Raw genomic sequence first — 14,573 nt, 5'->3', positions numbered from 1 at the left:
CGGAATGTTGGTTTATATTTTTTAAGGAACATCCTCATGTTCAAATTTCAAGACGGATACCCCGGCCGGCCCGATCTCCAGTGTGATCTTCTCCAGTCCATACGGAGGATCATGCTGTCCCTCATAGGTAGGAACTTCTAATTTACATAAAAAAGAGTAGCCCCCTTTCATCGTTTCCTCAATCTCTTTGATTTTAATGTCTGGAACCGAAAAGCTTTTCTGCCTCTTTCCGTAATATCCGACAATCGCATCGTCAACCGCCCGGGTAAGCGTGGTTTTAAATGCGTTGGTGATCAGCGTTTCTCTCGTTTTGTCATCCCCGGTGCGAACGGATGCCGATATGCAGAATAATGATACCAGCATACACAGAAAGATGATGGTTGCTTTTTTCATAAAAAAACTCCTAACCGCTCTTTGTTAGGATTTATTTTTTCCAATAATCGTCTGTAAAATGAAATCACTTATAAGTAAAATAAAACTGATGTCTAAGATCATTTGGCAGGGGTTATAAGATGTTTCCTATAAAATTGAATCCAGACGAGCAGTGTATGGAATATCGGTCGAAAAAAATATATTTGTTGCCGAAAGAGTTTTCTTTGTTGGAATTTTTCTTCCAATATCCAGGAAAAACATTTTCACGGAGTCAATTGCTCGATCAAGTGTGGAAAATGGATGCGCCCGTAGATCGAACGGTTGATGACCATGTTTATCGTATACGGAAGAAGATTAAAGAATTGGACGGGGTACTCCGGATCGAAACCGTGAGGGGACGGGGTTACCGGCTTATGATTAACCTGGTACCTGCTGTTTATGAGTCGGAAATGACAGGACACATTTATGAACTTTGGAAGAAATACCATCGTGATGGGCGGGGTAAATCTTTGCAAGTTCTCGCTGAAAATCAGAAGGAGCTGGGGTTTCACCTCACTTTTCCTTACCTGGGTTTTATTAAGGGCTGCCTGGGCGATTTTGAGTGGTTTTTGACTAACGATGAAATCCCGCTGGGTGAACGGATTTATTATCTTTGTTATGGTCACTACATCACAGAATTTAATCCGGAAAAAACATTGTTTTATTTTCATAACGCGATGGAAAAAAAGCTGCTGCCGGATCTTTTTCAACTGGAAGTAGAAATTCACACGGTCATTGAAATCATGTTGGATGCGGGAGAGATCAGTGAAGCACTGAGCCGGTTTGATTCGATCCACAAAACAGTTAAACAGTACGGATTGTCCGATTTTGTGATTCTGGTGGCGTTGACGGAATGCAGAGGCTTGATGCTGGCAGGTGAGTGGGAGAAAGCAGAAAAACAGCTCAGGCAAATCAAGGAGAAACTTACTAAAACGCCTTATCTCCGGGAGCTTGGTTATTATCACTTGTTAAAGGGCATTTTTTCTATTTATTCTGGAAAGACAGAAGAAGGGAAATGGCTGATTGATCAAGGATGGGACATCATGCAGGAGACTCACATGGCAGCCAATATGCTTCTTTTCCTTCACCATATTTTGTTCCAGTCCGCCAGGCTTATCAATATTGCTGAAATAGAAACGAAATATCATAAAATTTGGGATCAGCTGTTACTGAAGTATAAACTTAAAGGAAGAGGCCGGGAAGTGGAACTTTTTTTAGATAAACATCTCCTCTGATATTCTTCTGACAAACCCCTGTTAATCTAAAAAAAACATAACGGGGGGTTTTTTATATGGTAAAACCAGTGCATACGGAAAGTATTTGGAAGAAATGGATTTTTATTAGGATGTTTTCAGCTTATTCCATTTCTATTTTTGGTGTGTATCTTGATCTGATTGCCGTCTCTGTATTGGTCGGTTATACCTGGAAAGCGGACCCTTTTCTTGTCAGTTTGATCCCCATTACCTATGCTTTGCCGGGAATTTTGCTCGGGTCATGGGCAGGGGTGGCCGCCGACCGCTTGAAAAAAATACACATTATGATAGCGGCGGATATCCTCATAGCCATCGTCACATTTTTGCTTATGTTTGTTCCCAATATCTACTGGCTGCTCTTTCTTCTCACTTTGCGTTCCGCTTTTACTGTTTTTTTCTATCCAGCCCAGCAATCGTTAACCAAACGGGTTGTCCGTGAAGAGTTACTGACAAAAGCAACCGCTTTAAACGGGTTGTTGAACCAGGCGGGAAAAATTGTGGGGCCGTTGGCGGGCGGAATGTTAATTACAGTGATTTCTCCGCAGGCTTGCATGGCCATTAAAGCTGTTAACAGCCTTTGTTCGGCATTGATTTTGTTAAGTGCGGGAAAGGTGGAGGAGGGTGGACAGAGTCGGACCCGTACGGAGAAAGCAGGGAAGAATGGACATCTGTGGGGCACCTGGCTGGAGGGATGGAAGTATGTCCTGAAGCGAAAAATTATTTTTTTACCTTAATATACGGCATGCTGGGAATGACGGTCATCCAATTAGTCGACGCCCAGTTTCCGGTTTTATTTCGTGAACTTTTTCCTCATTCTCCGGAGTATATGGGCTGGATCATTTCAGTGGTTGGCCTTGGGGGAGTACTGGGGGCCATGTGGATTCAACGCGTCAGGGAGTTGCGGTATGGGTGGGTACTTGGCGGGGGACTGAGTCTTATCGGATTTGGATTTGGTTTCATCGGCTTATTTACACCCGGCACACCCTTGATGTTCGGGTTTTTGATATCGTTTGTGGCGGGGGTTGGTGTCGGTCTGTTTTTTGTTTCCTTCAACGTCATTTTACAGAAGGAAACTGAGAAAAAGGCGACGGGAAGAGTGTTTGGCATTGAAAATTCACTCTCCAGCACAGTAATGATTATCGCACCTTTAATCGGAGGAGGCCTCGTTCATCTGATCGGTGTGAGTCAGGTGTATGTCCTGGTCGGTTTGATTGTATTTGTGTTAGGTTTACTGGCGGTTGCCTTTCAAAAACTGATTTGGAAACAAAAAAGCCCTGCTCCTGTCAAAAAGGAAGAAAAAGCAGCAGCCCAGGGATAGGAGCAGTGATGGGTATGGCCGGGTGACATATCCCCGGGATGAAAGATTGCTAACGCAATGAAGAGACAGATTTTCCATTTTGTCCAGGGTACCGATCAGAGGCGGGAAGAAATCTGTCTCCCTCTGGCAATTGTGAAGAAAATAGCCGTAAAATTTGGAGTGATTTTCACCTCGGGGAGTTGATACATTCATTTTTGTAAGCTGATTTATGACTTGGGCCGGCACCGGAATGAAGCAAACAACGATAATCAGCTTTGAATGTATTTGGAAATGGTTTCTACTCTGTTTTAAACTGTTCTTTCAACTGTTTCAGCCTTGGATATTGGGATAGCTTACGATACAGGGTGGTCCGGCCGATCCCCAGCAGGCGTGCAGTTGCTGTTAAGTTTCCCCCGGTTGCCCGAATGGTCCGGGCGATCGCCTCTTCCTCATAGTCATTTAAGATCCCCTGAGAGTGATGGGGTTGCAAAGGTTGGCAGAGTGTCTGGGTAAGGGATAGGTCATCCTTTGTGATGACAGGAGATTCCCTTGAAAAACAGGCATGGTATGCCGCCTGACGAATCACCTGGCGCAATTCCCGGATGTTACCCGGCCAGTCATATTGGGAAAGCTGCTTGCAGGTATTGGGATGAAAAGACAAGGAGACATCTCCCAGTTCCTGCACCACCTGCTCCAGAAAATACTCCGCCAATTGGTATAAATCTGAGCGCTCTCTAAGCGGTGGCAGGAGGATCTCAATCTCACGCAGGCGGTAATAGAGATCAGCACGGAATCGCCCCTTTGCCACCTCCTGGGAAAGCTGTTTATTTGTTGCCGCCAGGATTCGTACATCTGTGTGAATCGGGCGGTTGGACCCGATACGTGTAACCGTCTTATCCTCCAGCACTCTTAACAGAGATGCCTGTGATGTTAAGGGCATTTCCCCAATTTCGTCCAAAAACAGGGTTCCCTTTGCAGCGGCTTCAAATTTTCCCTTCCGGCCTTCCGTTCGCGCTCCTGTAAAAGCTCCTTTTTCGTAACCAAACAATTCAGACTCGATCAATGTCTCGGGAATCGCTCCGCAGTTAATCGCGATAAACGATCCTTTTCTTCCGCTGGCACGATGGATTTCCCTGGCCAGAACGTCTTTCCCTGTTCCTGTTTCACCACAAATAAGAATGGAAGAATCTGTTTTCGCTACCCGGCGGGCAAATTGATATATTTTTGCGGTCTCGGGACAATGGCAGAAGCTGCCCGACCCGGATGGGTCCGGATTTTTCCCGGGGACTGAGCAAGGCGTAGCCGTTTCCTGTTTAATTGTATGTAGAGGTTTCCCCGGGCTCAACAGAACACGGAAAATTTTCTTTCTATGATCCATGACGGGCTGAATCAGCCATGACTGCTGTTTGCCCGGCTGAAGATCAGATTTGACATTCAGATGCAGCGAAGTGGAGTTCTGTGAAGAAAGGATTTTTTGTGTGTTTTTTTGCCCAAACCAGCGGGAAAGCGGCTGACCGATACATTTTGTTTGCGGGAGACGCAGCAGTCCCGCGGCTTCCCGGTTGATTCTGGTGATGATTCCATCAGCATTCACAGATATAAGAGGCTGGGGCGTTCTTTCTGTGATGGCGTTCAGTTCCTGTAAATGAAGAACCAGCTCCTGCTCTGTGCGCCTGAGCAAAAGTTGTGTTTGGCAGGCATGGGCCGCCGCCACTACCATCCCCAATGTGTGGGAATGATGCAGACGGGCATCACCGCTGACATCCAAAATGCCCAGCAACTCGCCGGTGGAAGAAAATAAGGGAGAAGCATAGCAGGTTAAAAAGCGGTTTTCCTGGCAGTAGTGTTCCTCTCCCCGGACACTTACCGGTTTTTGTTCGGAAAGAGCGGTTCCTATGGCATTGGTTCCTTTAATATCTTCCCTCCAGTTGGCACCGATGTCCAGCCATACTTGCCGGGCCCGGTCCGTAAAAGGAGGGTCGCCCCATTTGGCCACGATATATCCGTCCAGATCTGATAAAACCAGCATAAAAAGATGGCTTCTCAATGGTTCATAAAGCTGGCTGAGAATGTTTGCCGATGATTCCAGCAGTTCTTTCATTCGCTCTCTGCGTTCCGTTAATTCCCCTCCGGATAAAAGGTCATCGTTTACATGACAGGGATCTACTCCGAAATTTTCGCTTCGTTTCCATGAAGAGATTAAAGACGGGGGAATATTCGACAGATCCATATTCAAGTGGTTCGAGTCTCCCCTTTCTATTTTTTTGAATATTAAGCCCATTATAATTATAACGAATCTGTTTGGAGCTATCAATGATAGCGGGACAGTAACATGTGCCGATTTGAAACAGTGGAACAATAGCGGAACAGCGATCCGGCAGAAGTAGCGCCTGATCTCTTTAAAAACGAGTTGGCATATTTTTTGCAATTATATTTAAATGAACGATCATCTTACAAATATGAAGGAGGATGGCCCATCATGAGCATGACTCTGTCCAGCTACAAAGCCCCCAATACGGAGGGAAGCCTGGTTCAGTACAAACCCAGGTACGATAATTTCATCGGAGGGGAATGGGTGGCTCCTCTTGGCGGGGAATACTTTGACAATTATTCTCCGGTTAATGGCCAGGTATTTACCAAAGTGGCCCGTTCACAAAAGGAAGATATTGATCTGGCTTTAACAAAGGCGCATGAAGTGAGAGAGAAGTGGGGAAATACCTCTCCCGCTGAGCGGAGCAATATATTGCTCAAAATTGCGGATCGTCTGGAAGAAAATCTGCAAAAATTTGCCCTTTCCGAGACGTGGGACAACGGAAAGCCGATCCGGGAGACATTAAATGCGGATCTTCCGCTGGCGATTGACCATTTTCGTTATTTTGCCGGGGTGATCCGCGGAGAGGAAAGCGGCGTTTCGGAGCTGGATGCCCATACGCTTTCCATGCATATCAAAGAGCCGATTGGAGTGGTTGGGCAAATTATCCCCTGGAACTTCCCGTTGCTGATGGCGGCGTGGAAACTGGCTCCCGCATTGGCGGCCGGAAACTGTGTCGTCCTTAAACCGGCGGAACAAACTCCGGTCACCGTCCTTCTGTTTGCCGAGCTGATTGCAGACCTGCTCCCGCCGGGTGTCCTCAATATTGTCAATGGATATGGTCCGGAGGCGGGACAACCGCTCGCTACATCGCCGCGCGTCGGAAAAGTGGCTTTTACCGGAGAAACAACCACCGGGCGCCTGATTATGCAATATGCGTCAGAAAACATCAAGCCGGTTACCCTGGAGCTGGGGGGGAAATCGCCCAATATCTTCACTGAAAGTGTATTTAGCCGGGATGATGCCTTTTTGGACAAAGCGCTCGAAGGGTTCACCATGTTTGCCCTCAACCAGGGTGAAGTATGTACCTGTCCTTCCCGGGCGTTGATCCAGGAGTCCATCTATGACCCATTTATGGAGAAAGCGCTGGACCGGGTCAGCAAAATCAAAATGGGAGACCCGCTGGAACTGGGGACCATGATGGGAGCACAGGCATCCAACGACCAGTATGAAAAGATTTTAAGCTATCTGGCACTGGGGCGGGACGAAGGAGCCAAATGTCTCGCCGGGGGAAAAGCGTATCAAAACGAGCGCTATCCAGACGGCTTCTACATTGAACCGACTGTTTTTGCCGGAAATAACAAAATGCGCATCTTTCAGGAAGAGATATTCGGCCCGGTTGTCTCAGTCACAACCTTTAAAGACGAGAAAGAATTGCTGGAGATTGCCAACGATACGCTTTACGGATTAGGGGCCGGATTGTGGACCCGCGACATGCACCAGGCCTATCAAATTGCCCGCAAGATTGATGCAGGCCGGGTCTGGGTCAACTGTTATCACCTCTATCCGGCTCATGCCGCATTCGGTGGTTACAAACAGTCCGGAATCGGCCGCGAAACCCATAAAATGATGCTGGAACATTACCGCCAGACCAAAAATATGCTGATCTCCTATGATAAAAATGCCATGGGTTTCTTTTAAACAAATTGGAAGAGGGAAATCGGGATGGAACGTGTGAAGCGTGTGCTTGTTACAGATGAAGCAAGAAAGGTAATCAAACAACTTCGGGAAAAGAACGGAGATCTGATGTTTCATCAAAGCGGCGGCTGTTGTGACGGCTCCTCGCCCATGTGTTTCAAAAAGGGACAGTTTCGTGTCGGAAGCAGCGATGTCCTGCTGGGAGAAATCGACGGATGCCCGTTTTACATGTCCCGTTCTCAATTTGAATACTGGCAGCATACCCAGATCACCGTCGATGTGACAAAAGGCCGCGGTGCTTCCTTTTCACTGGAAATTCCGCTCGGGGTGCGTTTTCTGATTCATTCCCGCCTTTACACTCAGGAAGAAAGAGAGCACCTGGAGCCTGTTCAATTCGGTCATAAGTGAAAAATAGTAAGTGGATGGAGCCAGCCGGGCAGGAGTTTTCTGCCCGCTTTTTTTATTGGAGAGGGCTTGTCCCTTGTTTAGAGAAAAGTAAGATGGTTTAATATATTTTATAGTCAGGTAGTTTCTTACTTGCGAAAAGCACGTCCCCATCGATGCTGATTCTATAAAGATCAAGTGTATTCAGAGGAGAGATTTGTTATGAGCCTTTGTACATATGATGACTTTGAGAAAGTGGAAATGCGTGTTGGACAAATTATCCGCGCTGAAGAATTTCCAAAAGCCCGCCGCCCGGCATACAAACTGTGGATAGATTTTGGTGAATACGGCATCAAAAAGTCCAGTGCACAGATTACCAAGCACTATCAGCTGGAAGACTTACCAGGCAGAAAGGTGATCGCCGTGACCAATTTCCCGCCAAAGCAGATCGCGGACTTCATGTCGGAGGTATTGGTGTTGGGAGTTATGTCTAAAGAAGGCGGAGTTTCATTGTTACAACTGGAGCATGATGCACCATTGGGGAGCCGGGTGTATTGATGTGATGGTGTTTGGATATAAGAGTTGGGCCTGCGCATATAGAAATTTGCAGTTTGTGATTCGATTTCCGAACACCTACAGCTTCGGCGAAGGTCCAGGAGGTGTTCGGAAATGAGTGTCGAAAGCCTTGTACACCAAGGACTTTGAGGTCTGCGGTATCAATGAGATACACTTCATCAAGAAGATTGAAACCTCCCTTCAGACGGGCCACGTCATTGGACACACCTTCGAATCAACTTCATCAAGAAGATTGAAACGCCATTGAAATGATGAACCGGACCATTATATTGGAGTGAATTAATGAGATACACCTCATTAAGAGGATTAAAACAGAGTCCTGCGATTTTATTGTTAACCCGGGTCTGGCGGCCTCGCAAGGCTGCCGGCTTTTTTGGGGAATCACCAGACCCGTATGGAAAAGAGCCCTGCCCATTCTGGATGGGACAAGTGCCCGAAATCCTAAACGTTACATAAGCTGAAGAAAAAAACTGGAGGTTCAATGATGTATTATAATTATCCTGATCAAATGTTTTTGAGTCAGTATCCTGAACAATATTATCCTTCCCCTGCCCATCCTTCACAACAGAGGGGGCTTGCCCAGCGGGTTGCCGCTTTAGAGGCTACTGTGCGGCAACAAAACCAGCGGATTCGAAATTTGGAAAGAAGAGTCTTAGTTTTGGAGAGACGGGTATTTCGCATTCGGGAGGAAAATCCTGAGATGGAGACTGATCTGTAAGGGACAGGGATTTCGCTTGTAAACCTCTGCTGCCGTTTTGCAATGGGCGGCAGAGGGGTTATTTTTTATCGTGCAACATATCTAAATCAGAGACAAACCTTATAACCGGCCCGGTGCCCGTTGAACCTCAAAGTCCGTCAGGTTTTTCGGGTGTCCGCCCAGGCTGTTTTCATAGTTTGACGGCAGCTCCAGGTCGAGTCCCAATTTATCACTGTTTTGATCTTTCTTTTCGGTAACTTTTGCAGTTGGATTTTGTTTTTGTTTCATTTACATCACCTCTTTCATCTTCTTATTTATGATGTACAGGATGAGAAAAAGGATGTATCCGGCTTGATACACTAAAAAAACCAGCGCATCCTGCGGTTACAAAACCGCCAGGGAAGCACTGGTTTTTTCATAAAGCAGTGTCTAATCTACGATCCCGCCAATAATCTTCCAGTTATTGTCCACTTCTGCATTGACAGACCCTTTTTCCCTGATGTAGTTGGTGATCAACTCGGATACTTCAATATTTATATCTTTCACCACCGGTTTCCCGGAGAACATCGGGTAACCACCGCCACCGCCGGCACGGTAGTTATTCAGGGCGACATCATACTCTTTGTTCATATCGAGGGGTTGTCCATTCAGATCGGTCAATTCCACGATCCGTTGCCCTTCAGGTTTTGATACATCAATCGTATATTTAATCCCTTCCCACATGTCGTAATTGTAGTGCTGCACTTTGGGAATGATAAATTTGGGATTGACTTCCACCGGTTCAGAGCCATTGTTCTGTTTGAAGTAAGTGGCGGTCTGCTCCAGGGAGGCTTTGATATCTGATCCTTTGACACGGATTACTTTTAAGGTGTTTGTGTAGACATAGGTGCTTAAGATATCGCGGGTGGTTACGTCTTCAGGCAGTCCCGGCACATCGTTGTTAAAGAGGGAAGCCGCAGAGATGTCGGCGCCGCTCGTTTCCATTTGTACCTTGTTGATAAACTCAATCAAGGCCGTATCATGAGTACGGGTGTAGTGTGGGTCAGTGACGGTCATATCTCCGTTGATTTTACCGACCGGTTTGTCCAGGAAAGCCTGTGTTTGTTCTTCATACCATCGTGTTAACTTTAAAATTTGCGGATCTGCCTCGACGGTAGAAGCATCCAGCAGCTTCGCTTTTTTATCTGTAACGATCCAGCGTCCTCTCTGCTTTTGCAGTTCCATATCTACCACCGATAAGTGGGAGCCCCATTTGTTCGGTTCGGTGATGAGTACGCCGTTTACGCGCACATCGGCGAGAGGGGTATGCATGTGTCCGGCGAGGATGACATCAATCCCTTTGACCTGGGTCGCCAACTGGTAAACCTGGTTTTCGCCGTCGGTCTGGGGAAGGGGGGTAATGGTTCCATCGGCCTCTTGTTTGTGCTCCAGCCCGCCGTGGTAGGAAACGAAGATTACGTCTGCTTTTTCTTTTTTCTTCATGATCGGCACCCATTTTTTAGCCGCTTTTACCACATCGATAAAGTCGAGATGGGCAATGTTTTTGGGATCTTCCCAGTTCGGCACTTTTTGGGTGGTGAGGCCCAGTACACCAACGCGGAGACCGTTTTTCATCTTGATGATTTTGTAAGGTTTGGTGTAAACATCATCTGTCCCTTTTTTCAGCGTGTTGGCGGAAAGCCAGGGGAAGTTTGCTTCTGCCTTAGCTTTTTCCATTACCTGGCGCCCATAGTTGTATTCATGGTTGCCGATTGCCATTGCATCGTATTGAAGGAAGTTCATGGCTAACATCATTGGATCGATCGGTTTGTTGTCAATCCGGGCATGGTAGTACTCCATCGGCGATCCCTGGATGGTGTCGCCGCTATCGAACAGCAAAGCTTCCGGATTTTGCTTTCTGACTTGTTTTACCAGAGTGGCGATTTTTGCTAAACCGTGATTAGCGGGGCTATTATCCGTGTAATTAATCGGAGTGATAAATCCGTGCAAGTCACTGGTTGACATAATGGTAAGATGAGCCGTTTTCTTTTCTTTTGCTTCTGCCCGGAAGAAGGGATATCCGGCTACTAGTGCAATACTTAAAAGAACAGACAGAAAAGGGAGCCAAAAGTTTCTTTTCGTTGACATAACAGACCTCCTTATAAATAATTAGGGCCATTATCAGTCTACAAAAGGCGGGAACAAAAGGAAAGCGGAATTTATTCTGAACATTTTTGGATTTATTTACTGATGCTATGCAATAAACGGAAAGTAGCAGATGGGGTTTGTCGTAGGGAACCGTTAATGACAGGGTCTCTTTTCCAATCTATTTGTGATAAAATATATCAGTTAATGAATGTGAGGGGAGGTGTGGCTATGTACCTGAAACGTTTGGAAATGACAGGTTTTAAATCATTTGCCAATCGGACGGAACTGGAATTTGTTCCGGGTGTGACGGCCGTAGTCGGACCCAACGGGAGTGGCAAAAGCAATGTGACAGACGGAATCCGCTGGGTTCTGGGAGAACAGAGTGCCAAATCACTGCGGGGAGCCAAAATGGAAGATGTTATCTTTGCCGGAAGCGATTCACGAAAACCGGTCGGTTATTGTGAGGTATCGATGACTTTTGACAATAGCGAACGCCGCCTTCCCGTTGATTATACCGAGGTGACTGTCACCCGTCGTGTGTACCGCTCAGGGGAAAGTGAGTATTTCCTCAACAGACAGTTGTGCCGCCTGAAGGATATCAATGAGCTGTTTATGGATACGGGGATCGGAAAAGATGCCTATTCCATGATTGGACAAGGGAAGATTGATGAGATCCTCAGTACGAAGTCGGAGGACCGGCGGGCGATTTTTGAGGAAGCTGCCGGAATTGTCAAATATAAGGCGCGAAAGAAAGAAGCGGAAAAAAGACTTGACGGTACAGAACAAAATCTGTCCCGGATTCACGACTTGATTCATGAATTGGATACTCAGGTACAACCACTGGAGATACAGGCGGAAAAAGCCAGACAGTTTAAAGAGTTGAAGACGGAACTGCAAAAAGTGGAAGTAGGCTTGTATGTACATAAGATTGAAACGCTGCATGAACAGTGGCAACAAGCCACTCGTGATATAAAGCAGCTGACTGAAGAACAAGTCACTCTATCGGCAGAGGTTAGCAAAAAGGAAGCGGCACTGGAAGAGCTGAAATTTCAATTAAATGAACACGAACAAACCTGGGAGCAGATGCAAAGCGAACTCCTCACCGTAAGCGAGGAACTGGAGAAAGCCGAGGGGCAAAAGGAAGTTTACCTGGAGCGGACTCGCAATCGCCAGTTTTCAGAGCAGCAACTGGCGGAGCGGATGCAGCATCTGGCGGAGGAGTTGGATCGTTTACAAAAAGAGGAGGAGCGTATTCGTCAGCGGCTGGCGGAGAAAAAACAGGAACTGGCCCGTGCGGAGTGTGAATTGGGTGCGGTGCAGCAGAAAATATCGCTCACCAGGGAAAACTCAGCGGAACAGTTGGCTGAACTGACAGAGCGATTGCAACTTCAGGGCAATCAACTTGTCGCTCTCCGCAGCGAAAAGCAATACGCCAATGAGCAACTGAAACAGTTGGTAGAACGATTGCAATCACTGGAACAGCAGGAAGAAAACCTGTATGAGCAAAAACAGTTGCACACCGGGAGGACAAGCGATCTCGCGGATCAATTGTCAGCGGTAGAAGCGGAACTGAAACAGGCAGCTGAACAAATTCGTTCGCTGGCTCAAAGAAAAAGCGAAATCGAACGGGAAGAAAAGGCTCTGTTTGAACGAAATCGCAAGGCGGAACAACAGTTAAACCGACTGCGGTCCCAGTGGGAACTGTTGAAAGAGATGGAAACCGAACACCAGGGGTTTTTCCAGGGCGTGAAAGAAATCCTTCAGGCCCGAGACCGAGGTGCGGGATCATTGAAAGGAGTTCATGGTGCCGTTGCCCAGTTGATTCAGGTTCCGGTAAAATACGAAGCGGCGATGGAAACGGCACTAGGCGGAGCTTTGCAACATTTGGTTGTTGAAGATGAACACACCGGCCGCCAGGGGATTTCCTATTTAAAAGAAAAACGTTTAGGCCGGGCTACTTTTCTTCCGCTTGATGTTTTGCAAGGCCGCTATCTCCCTGCCGCAGATCTGGCGAAATTAAAAAATCTCTCCGGCTTTGTCGGGGTAGCCGCTGATTTGGTACACAGCGCTGAACGTTATCGCGGGCTGGTGCAGCATTTGCTCGGTTTAGTCATTGTTGCGGAGACGCTGGAGCAAGCCAACCGGATCGCGCGCCAACTGCAGTACCGCTTCCGGGTGGTTACCTTAGAGGGAGATGTGGTAAATCCGGGCGGTTCTATGAGTGGTGGAAGTCGTCATCCATCTAAAACAAATCTGTTGGGACGATCCAGACAACTGGAGGAACTGGAGAAGGAGATCGCTTCGGCAAAGGAGATCTGGAGTGAGGTTTCCCGGCAACTGGAGAGCCTGGAACAACAAAAAGCCCATATTGAACAAGAGTGGGAACAAGTACGTGTCCGCGGTGAAGAGCGCCGTGTCAAAGAACAAGAACTCCGCGGGCTGGAACGGGAACTCTCGATTCAGCGACACACGGTCAATGAACATTTAGAGCAAGTGGCTGAAGAGCGTCAAGAGTTGACGGCCAAACAACAAACGATTACTGCACACCTGGAGGAGCTGGACCGGCAAATGAAGCAGTTGGAGCAAGAGAATGAGCAACTTGACATTCTCATCCAACAAATCCGGGTTCAAGTAAAACAACAGGAGACAAGCAAAGAGGAAGCAGGAGAGAAAATCACGGAATGGAAGGTGGCACTGGCCCGCCTGAACCAGGAAACTGCCAATCTGGAAGAAAATCTCGAACGCGTGCAAAGCGAGTTGACACGCGTACAAAAGCAACAAAGGGATACAGAGAATGAATTCCACTTGCTGGAGGAACAAAGGGAAAGCCATTTGCAGGAGATGGAACAGCTTGATCGCCGGATTGAACAACTGCGGTCAAAAAAAGAACAGGTTCAAATCCGTTTGGGTGATGTGCGGCAAAAGCGGGAGCGAATGATTCGCGACCGGGATGCACAAGAACAGGATGTCCGGTTGACCCAGCAACAGTTGCGAAAACAGGAAGCAGTCCTGAAGGACCAGGAAGTGCGGGTAAACCGGCTGGATGTAGAACTCAACCATCTGTTGCAGAAGCTCGCCGAAGAGTATGAGATCAGTTTTGAGCGCGCCAAAGAAACTTACGAACTACCGGATGAATCCGGGCAAGCTGAGCGCAGAGTACGCTCGCTGAAGTCTCAGCTGGCGGCACTGGGAGAAGTGAATCTGGGGGCGATTGAGGAACATCAGCGTTTAACGGAACGCCTTCAGTTTCTCAAAACCCAGGAGGCTGATCTGCTGGAAGCCAAACAGAAATTGTATGAGATTATCTCTCAGATGGAAGCGGAGATGGGAAAACGCTTTGAAGAGAGTTTTGAACTGATCCGCGCCGAGTTCCGGCATGTATTTGTCCAGATGTTCGGCGGAGGGCGAGCTGATCTTCACCTTTCAGATCCCGATCATCTGCTGGAAACGGGAGTGGAAATCGTGGCCCAGCCTCCCGGCAAAAAATTGCAAAACTTAACGCTGCTGTCAGGCGGGGAGCGGGCGCTCACGGCTATTGCCCTTTTATTTGCCGTTTTGCGCGTAAAACCGGTTCCTTTCTGCGTACTGGATGAAGTGGATGCTGCTCTCGATGAAGCCAACTTGACCCGTTTTACCCGCTATTTGCGGAAATTTGCCAGCAGGACCCAATTTATCATTATTACCCATCGCAAACAGACGATGGAGGGCGCAGATGTGTTGTACGGGATTACGATGCAAGAGTCCGGCGTTTCCAAACTGGTATCTGTTAAACTGGAAGAGTATGATGGACAAAGAGAGATTGCCGCAACACACGGTTAA

Annotated in this window: 12 protein-coding genes; 8 read left to right on the top strand and 4 right to left on the bottom strand. The window is 47.4% G+C overall.

What is annotated here, in order from left to right; all coding sequences use genetic code 11:
• Nucleotides 1-21: 21 nt before the first annotated feature.
• The gene (locus I8U27_RS10280) at nt 22-393 is read right to left on the bottom strand and encodes a DUF3888 domain-containing protein (RefSeq protein ID WP_181751963.1); all 372 of its coding nucleotides are present in this window, start codon (nt 391-393) and stop codon (nt 22-24) included.
• Nucleotides 394-512: 119 nt separating this feature from the next.
• On the opposite strand from I8U27_RS10280, the gene I8U27_RS10275 reads away from it, so the two are divergent.
• From I8U27_RS10275 to I8U27_RS20600, 3 genes are read left to right on the top strand one after another with little or no spacing between them, the layout of a single operon-like run.
• Nucleotides 513-1,646 (top strand): winged helix-turn-helix domain-containing protein, encoded by a 1,134-nt coding sequence (locus I8U27_RS10275; protein ID WP_181751962.1) that lies wholly within the window; start codon nt 513-515, stop codon nt 1,644-1,646.
• 56 nt (nt 1,647-1,702) lie between these two features.
• Nucleotides 1,703-2,398 (top strand): MFS transporter, encoded by a 696-nt coding sequence (locus tag I8U27_RS20605; protein ID WP_232345358.1) that lies wholly within the window; start codon nt 1,703-1,705, stop codon nt 2,396-2,398.
• Nucleotides 2,356-2,982 (top strand): MFS transporter, encoded by a 627-nt coding sequence (locus tag I8U27_RS20600; RefSeq protein WP_232345357.1) that lies wholly within the window; start codon nt 2,356-2,358, stop codon nt 2,980-2,982. Before I8U27_RS20605 ends, I8U27_RS20600 begins: the two co-directional genes overlap by 43 nt.
• Before the next feature lie 277 nt (nt 2,983-3,259).
• Here the strand turns inward: I8U27_RS20600 and I8U27_RS10265 are convergent, their stop codons facing one another.
• Nucleotides 3,260-5,191 (bottom strand): sigma-54-dependent Fis family transcriptional regulator, encoded by a 1,932-nt coding sequence (locus I8U27_RS10265; RefSeq protein ID WP_232345363.1) that lies wholly within the window; start codon nt 5,189-5,191, stop codon nt 3,260-3,262.
• Nucleotides 5,192-5,440: 249 nt separating this feature from the next.
• Here I8U27_RS10265 and I8U27_RS10260 point away from each other — a divergent pair, with 249 nt between their 5' ends.
• The 4 genes from I8U27_RS10260 (at nt 5,441) to I8U27_RS10245 (ending at nt 8,648) form a co-directional block, all read left to right on the top strand.
• Nucleotides 5,441-6,973, top strand: a complete 1,533-nt coding sequence (locus tag I8U27_RS10260; RefSeq protein ID WP_181751960.1) for an aldehyde dehydrogenase family protein — start codon at nt 5,441-5,443, stop codon at nt 6,971-6,973.
• A 24-nt stretch (nt 6,974-6,997) separates the two neighbouring features.
• Nucleotides 6,998-7,378 (top strand): DUF779 domain-containing protein, encoded by a 381-nt coding sequence (locus tag I8U27_RS10255; protein WP_181751959.1) that lies wholly within the window; start codon nt 6,998-7,000, stop codon nt 7,376-7,378.
• A 198-nt stretch (nt 7,379-7,576) separates the two neighbouring features.
• Nucleotides 7,577-7,912, top strand: a complete 336-nt coding sequence (locus I8U27_RS10250) for a tRNA-binding protein (protein WP_181751958.1) — start codon at nt 7,577-7,579, stop codon at nt 7,910-7,912.
• A 502-nt stretch (nt 7,913-8,414) separates the two neighbouring features.
• Nucleotides 8,415-8,648: a hypothetical protein gene (locus tag I8U27_RS10245; RefSeq protein ID WP_181751957.1), complete on the top strand. Its 234-nt coding sequence runs from the start codon at nt 8,415-8,417 to the stop codon at nt 8,646-8,648.
• A gap of 99 nt (nt 8,649-8,747) precedes the next feature.
• On the opposite strand, the gene I8U27_RS10240 is transcribed toward I8U27_RS10245, so the two are convergent.
• Together I8U27_RS10240 and I8U27_RS10235 are read right to left on the bottom strand one after the other, a co-directional pair.
• Nucleotides 8,748-8,915, bottom strand: a complete 168-nt coding sequence (locus I8U27_RS10240; protein ID WP_181751956.1) for a hypothetical protein — start codon at nt 8,913-8,915, stop codon at nt 8,748-8,750.
• A 141-nt stretch (nt 8,916-9,056) separates the two neighbouring features.
• Nucleotides 9,057-10,754, bottom strand: coding sequence for a bifunctional metallophosphatase/5'-nucleotidase (locus tag I8U27_RS10235; RefSeq protein WP_181751955.1), 1,698 nt, complete (start codon nt 10,752-10,754; stop codon nt 9,057-9,059).
• Nucleotides 10,755-10,982: 228 nt separating this feature from the next.
• Between I8U27_RS10235 and smc the strand changes: the two genes are divergently transcribed.
• Entirely contained in the window at nt 10,983-14,573 is a 3,591-nt protein-coding gene (smc, locus tag I8U27_RS10230; protein ID WP_181751954.1) for a chromosome segregation protein SMC, read from the top strand.

Source organism: Paenactinomyces guangxiensis (assembly GCF_016055185.1).
Taxonomy (GTDB): domain Bacteria; phylum Bacillota; class Bacilli; order Thermoactinomycetales; family Thermoactinomycetaceae; genus Paenactinomyces; species Paenactinomyces guangxiensis.
The sequence above is the reverse complement of the archived record's forward strand: the minus strand, read 5'-3'. Positions and strand labels throughout refer to the sequence as shown.

Coding starts and splice junctions, on each gene's coding strand:
- I8U27_RS20600 (WP_232345357.1), top strand. CDS start 2,356: ATGGAAGTATGTCCTGAAGCGAAAAATTATTTTTTTACCTTAATATAC.
- I8U27_RS20605 (WP_232345358.1), top strand. CDS start 1,703: ATGGTAAAACCAGTGCATACGGAAAGTATTTGGAAGAAATGGATTTTT.
- I8U27_RS10260 (WP_181751960.1), top strand. CDS start 5,441: ATGAGCATGACTCTGTCCAGCTACAAAGCCCCCAATACGGAGGGAAGC.
- I8U27_RS10250 (WP_181751958.1), top strand. CDS start 7,577: ATGAGCCTTTGTACATATGATGACTTTGAGAAAGTGGAAATGCGTGTT.
- I8U27_RS10240 (WP_181751956.1), bottom strand. CDS start 8,915: ATGAAACAAAAACAAAATCCAACTGCAAAAGTTACCGAAAAGAAAGAT.
- I8U27_RS10265 (WP_232345363.1), bottom strand. CDS start 5,191: ATGGATCTGTCGAATATTCCCCCGTCTTTAATCTCTTCATGGAAACGA.
- I8U27_RS10235 (WP_181751955.1), bottom strand. CDS start 10,754: ATGTCAACGAAAAGAAACTTTTGGCTCCCTTTTCTGTCTGTTCTTTTA.
- I8U27_RS10275 (WP_181751962.1), top strand. CDS start 513: ATGTTTCCTATAAAATTGAATCCAGACGAGCAGTGTATGGAATATCGG.
- I8U27_RS10255 (WP_181751959.1), top strand. CDS start 6,998: ATGGAACGTGTGAAGCGTGTGCTTGTTACAGATGAAGCAAGAAAGGTA.
- I8U27_RS10245 (WP_181751957.1), top strand. CDS start 8,415: ATGTATTATAATTATCCTGATCAAATGTTTTTGAGTCAGTATCCTGAA.
- smc (WP_181751954.1), top strand. CDS start 10,983: ATGTACCTGAAACGTTTGGAAATGACAGGTTTTAAATCATTTGCCAAT.
- I8U27_RS10280 (WP_181751963.1), bottom strand. CDS start 393: ATGAAAAAAGCAACCATCATCTTTCTGTGTATGCTGGTATCATTATTC.